Genomic DNA, 4524 nt, shown 5'->3' with positions numbered 1-4524 from the left:
CAGGTCGGCCCCACAGGCGAGTGGCTGGCCGTGTCGAGGCGGCAGGTGGCCACGGTGCGCGAGGTGATGGCGGGGCGCTGAACACAGCGCCCCCGCGAGGCGAGCGGCCTAGAAGCCCAGGGGCCAGCAAATCGCCGACTTGGCGCTGCTTGTTGACCTGACTAGTCGGCCCTGCAAAATCTCTACAACCCGCATGAAAACTGGGGTTGAGGCGTGAATCTTGCTGGCATGTTCCCTTGAGTTCGATATTTCAAGCGCCTGATTTCTGGGGGATTTGACGATGAGCACGCCCTTGGCGTAGGCCCACATGCAGGCCTTGTGCGTCTTGCCATGGCCCGGGACAGCGCCAAATCCGCTCTCGATCCATGATCACCTTGCTTGGTCCGATGATGTCACCGAGGCAAGGTTCTCAGCTTCGTCTGCATTGCGGCTCAAGCCGCCACGGCTGTGGATGAGTCAGTGCCCGGTTTTGCCCGTGACGCCATCATGGTGACGGGTGCCTGCCCCGGCAATTTTGCCGGTTCGTTGCGCACCAGTTGAACATCGTCGCCCTCGTAACGGCGGCGCCAGCGCAAATAACCTTCTGGCTCCCAAGAGCCTGGCACCGGATCCCAGCCAAGCACCTTGAATCTGTCGAATGGCTTGAAGCCTGCGTAAGAGTCGTGGCAGTAGTCGGCAAACAAGGTGCTGGCGGCCGCGTCAACCAAGGGTGTGGCCTGCAAGCGCTTGAAGATGGTGGGCGCCTCGTCCCTCAGTTTATGAACACGGGCCTGCGCATTGCGCTGCCAGATGGCTTGGGGGTCATCCTCGTCCCAGGTGGCAGTTGACGCGGGATGACGGCGAAGTTCGAGGGCAGCCACATCGGTCAAGAGTTGTTGATTGGCCCCGGTCAAATCAGCACGTTCTGCTGAGTTGGCCCGTTGGTGCCAGGGCAGGGTCAGGTACGTGTTGCGCACTTGATAGCGCCAGGCGATGTACTCAAACAGCCATTCACGCACCTGCCTTGGTTGCTGGCGGGGTTTCATGAAGGCGTTGAACGCGTCAACGGTCGCATCGGCGACCTCGAACGGGTCGTGTGCGTCATCACTGGCAAGGCCTCTGTCCAGCGGCACCAATGCCTTGCGAGAAGCCTGATACATGGCGTTCAGCGCCATCTGAGATAGCTTCTCCTCGTTCTTGCCATGCAGCCCGCGCCCTTGCTCTTGGGGCGCATAACCGCCACCCACATCCGAGTGCATGCCGGGGAACATGAACTCCTGGCAGTTGTCCGAGATGCAGCCGTTCTGTTGGATCAATTCAACCGGGAACGAGCCACGGTTCTCGTGCATGGCCACGTAATGCACGCAGTTCTTGACCTGCGTGGAGATCTGCAGCCACTCTGGCTGCGCCCATGACCTGTGCCCGTTCTGCCCCATGCCGAACGAGGCAGGCAAGCCCACCGAGGCCACGGTGTCAAACAACCCCAGGAATCTGATCTTGGCGGGCACGCCACACAGGGCGTCGCCCTCAAACAATTCCAGCAGCCAATTGGTGAAGGTGCGCGCCTGGGCTGCCCCACGTGAGAAGCCATACACGTCAATGAAGATCTCGGTGATCTTGGGCTTGCGCACCTCGGCCATCTTGGCCTTGATGTCTGAACATGCGCGCTTGAAGAAGGCCAAGCGTTGTGGTGCCTTGGCCGTCATGTCGTCAAGCAGCAGCCCTCCGCTGGCATCCATGCTCACGCGGCGCAGGGCTGGTTCGTCTTCGTGGGACACCAAAGGTGCCCGTTGCCGATCACCGCCACGCCCTACTGTCGTGGCCCGTTTGCCATTGCGGCACAAGGCCTTGATGGTGTCATCGGGGGCGTACAAGCGCCTGTTGGGGGAGATGCTCCAGTAAATTGAGTTGATGACTTGCAGCAATCCGAAATTGATTCGGCCATCACCACCGGCGCCAAATGCAGCACCCAACGATGCTGGATCGACCTCGCCTATTTTGGGAAATGGCGTTCCGACACCAGGAACGTAGATACGAAAATAACCATTCAAGTCATCGTCTTGGTAGGACTGAAAGAGGCGCGCAACATTGCTGTCCTTGTGGCGCTGTAACTGAGTCTCCCCGTGTCCCGGCTCCGCCCAGTCCTGGTTGTTGCCTGTGCCATCGAAAAATACGCCAATGTTCAGTGCCATTTCGCATTGATGAACTTGCGGTTCCTTTTCAGGGTGAACAGACTTGATGCCAGGGGTAGGTCCAGCCGGATGAGCGGGTACCACAGTCTCATTGCTGGTTGTCATCGGAGTCATTGAATGGGTTGTTGGGATTCACTTTTCTCGGCCTGGGGTAGACCTTCCAAGGCTCTTTTTGGGGAATGGGGTCGCGCGTGCCTGGATACGTCGGGCTGCGTGTAGACTCGTTCGCCAACGTAATTCGTACCTGCCCATTTGCCAGGAAGTGGACGAACATTCGGCCGACCTCGTCATAGCGGTCAATGGGCACGTCGGCCTGATGCTCTTCGCCTGTCTGCTCTTTCCAGTTGGTCACGCGCCACTCGACATGCGCCTTCAGCCCTGGCGTCCACTTTTTGGGAACAATGGCGCAGCACACCAAGCTTCCTCCCTTGCCAGCTTGAGCGCCACCGTAGCCATTTACAGAGAAATGCTGCACGCTGAGGTGATCGGCCAAATGGTCAATGCCGGTCAGGCCAACACCCTCGCCTTCTTGCTGACCGCCACCCATGGCGTTGCAGGCCGTCAGCCCCCACACCAGGGCAATGAGCCACAGACGAAGCAATCGTTTGAATAAAAACATGGGGTTCAATCTTTCAGAGTCAGGCGCATGAGTCGATGCATGCTTGGTGACTTGCCCTCAGGGATGCTGCCCATTGGGCCTCATCCCAATCAAGCGAGGCATTCGACAAGCCGAGCTTCAGCATTTCGACCTGAACCGGATACCGGTCCTCTTGCTCTGCAAGCAACCAGTCGCATACCCGCTGCGCACAGGTGTAGCGCTGCCAGGATGTCAGGCCGTGTCCACCAAGATCGGGCTGTCGTTCGGCCACGGAGCAGAGCAATTGATCGGGCCAGGTGCTTTGCAGCAAGGCGCCCAATTGCTGATTGTTCAAGCGCAGTGACATGGTTGATCTGGCGAAAGTGCCTGATGCGGATTCATGGGCAATGCTGATGACCTGCGGCTGGGCTTGACGATCCGTGTAGGCCCAGCGTTGCACCGGCCCCAGCATTGCACCTTGTTGCGATGCGCCCAACACACCCCACAGCGTCACCAGGCAGCGGCTGTCGGCATAGCGCAGGTAGTAGCGCTGGCCATCCTGCGTATGAAGGTAACGCACTGCCACCAAATGCTGCGCCAAGGTGCCGAAGTCTGCCTGTGCATGCAGCGTTGCGACCGCCCAGGCACGGGCATCATCGGCTTGCAACAACGCGGCCAGCTGATCGGCCGCTGCACACGGCGCAACCAGCACCGGCCCCACTGATGCGGCCTGCTCGTCTTGAACATGGTCGTAGAGCCAGCGAGCCTGGGGAGCCTGGCGCAGCCCATCGATCTGCGAAGGCGTCAGGGCGCTTGCATCAAAAAGCCAGTATTGGTTTGAGCTTGGCGCTTGAGTCATGCTGGCACCAAAGGAGACGCTGCCTTGGCTGCTCGCAAGAAGCAGGGCAAACAGAAGTTTGACTTTGGCATGTCGGGCGCTGGCGTTTCGGCGGTGCCAGGCCCCACCAAGCTGCGCATCGCTGCCTGCACGGTGATCTTGCCCGGGCACTCCACCGTCAAGCTGCCCCCATCGATCGTGATGCTGGCCCCGCCGCTCACGGCCAGCACAACCCGCTTGCTGGCCGCCACCTGGAGGGTGCCGTTGGCCGTCTTGATCTCCAGCATGTCCCTGGCCGCGATCTGCGCCGGGCCCGCTTGTGCTTGCAGATCAATCGCCCCCTGCGCGGCGATCATCGTCAAGCCTTTGCCTGATGCTTCGGTGCCCGGCTGAATCGCCCCCGCCAGCATCCCAATGACCTGCCCCGTGTGAACGCGCATTTGCCCGCCCACGGCCCAGTGCGTGTCTTGCCCACTGGCAATGGCGGTGGTGTCTTCGCTGCTCAGGTGGATGTCTTGCCCCGCCGTGATGCCCACGCCCGCCTTGCCGATGATGGCGATGTTCGGATCAGCCATGTGCGGCACCTTGCCCGGCCCGGTGCTGGTGGCCTTGTCGCTAGCGTCGGCGCTGGCGCTGGGCAAGTCGGCCGCGCTGACCATGCCGCTCAGGCTCTTGGTCAATGCGGCCGCTGGCGCCAGTTGGTCGTTCAAGGCACTTTGATTGGCGCCCGTGCTGCCCGCCGCGATGGCCAGCCCCACCGTCTGGTGCGTGGTGGCCGCCTGGTGGAAGGTTTGCGCCAGTTGCTGCACTTGCCGGGCCAGGGCCATGCCTGCGGCGTTGTCGCCTGCGGGCTCGCTGCTCATCCACAGCCCGTTGTTCAGCCCGAAGGTGCTGATCATCACGCCACGCGCGGCGCGCAGGCCGCCCCAGGCGTCGGT

4 protein-coding genes are annotated in these 4524 nt (G+C 61.1%); all 4 read right to left on the bottom strand.

Annotation, left to right across the window (positions count from 1 at the left end; all coding sequences use genetic code 11):
• Positions 1-431: 431 nt before the first annotated feature.
• Positions 432-2171 carry a DUF2235 domain-containing protein gene (locus tag H7225_RS07835; RefSeq protein WP_290660535.1) on the bottom strand — a complete coding sequence of 580 codons (1740 nt, stop codon included), beginning with the start codon at positions 2169-2171 and terminating at the stop codon, positions 432-434.
• Between the two features lie 88 nt (positions 2172-2259).
• Positions 2260-2790: a DUF3304 domain-containing protein gene (locus H7225_RS07830; RefSeq protein WP_290660533.1), complete on the bottom strand. Its 531-nt coding sequence runs from the start codon at positions 2788-2790 to the stop codon at positions 2260-2262.
• A gap of 19 nt (positions 2791-2809) precedes the next feature.
• On the bottom strand, positions 2810-3607 hold the full coding sequence (locus H7225_RS07825; protein WP_290660531.1) for a DUF4123 domain-containing protein: 798 nt from the start codon (positions 3605-3607) through the stop codon (positions 2810-2812).
• A partial coding sequence (locus H7225_RS07820) for a DUF2345 domain-containing protein (RefSeq protein ID WP_290660529.1) occupies positions 3604-4524 on the bottom strand: 921 nt, incomplete at its 5' end. The genes H7225_RS07825 and H7225_RS07820, both read right to left, overlap by 4 nt.

The sequence above is a fragment of the Aquabacterium sp. genome (genome assembly GCF_014378415.1).
Classification (GTDB): domain Bacteria; phylum Pseudomonadota; class Gammaproteobacteria; order Burkholderiales; family Burkholderiaceae_C; genus Aquabacterium.
This window is presented reverse-complemented; position numbering and strand designations above follow the sequence as displayed.

Bases quoted from the DNA above. Each gene is read 5' to 3' on its own strand.
- H7225_RS07835 (WP_290660535.1), bottom strand. From the start codon at position 2,171: ATGGCACTGAACATTGGCGTATTTTTCGATGGCACAGGCAACAACCAG.
- H7225_RS07830 (WP_290660533.1), bottom strand. From the start codon at position 2,790: ATGTTTTTATTCAAACGATTGCTTCGTCTGTGGCTCATTGCCCTGGTG.
- H7225_RS07825 (WP_290660531.1), bottom strand. From the start codon at position 3,607: ATGACTCAAGCGCCAAGCTCAAACCAATACTGGCTTTTTGATGCAAGC.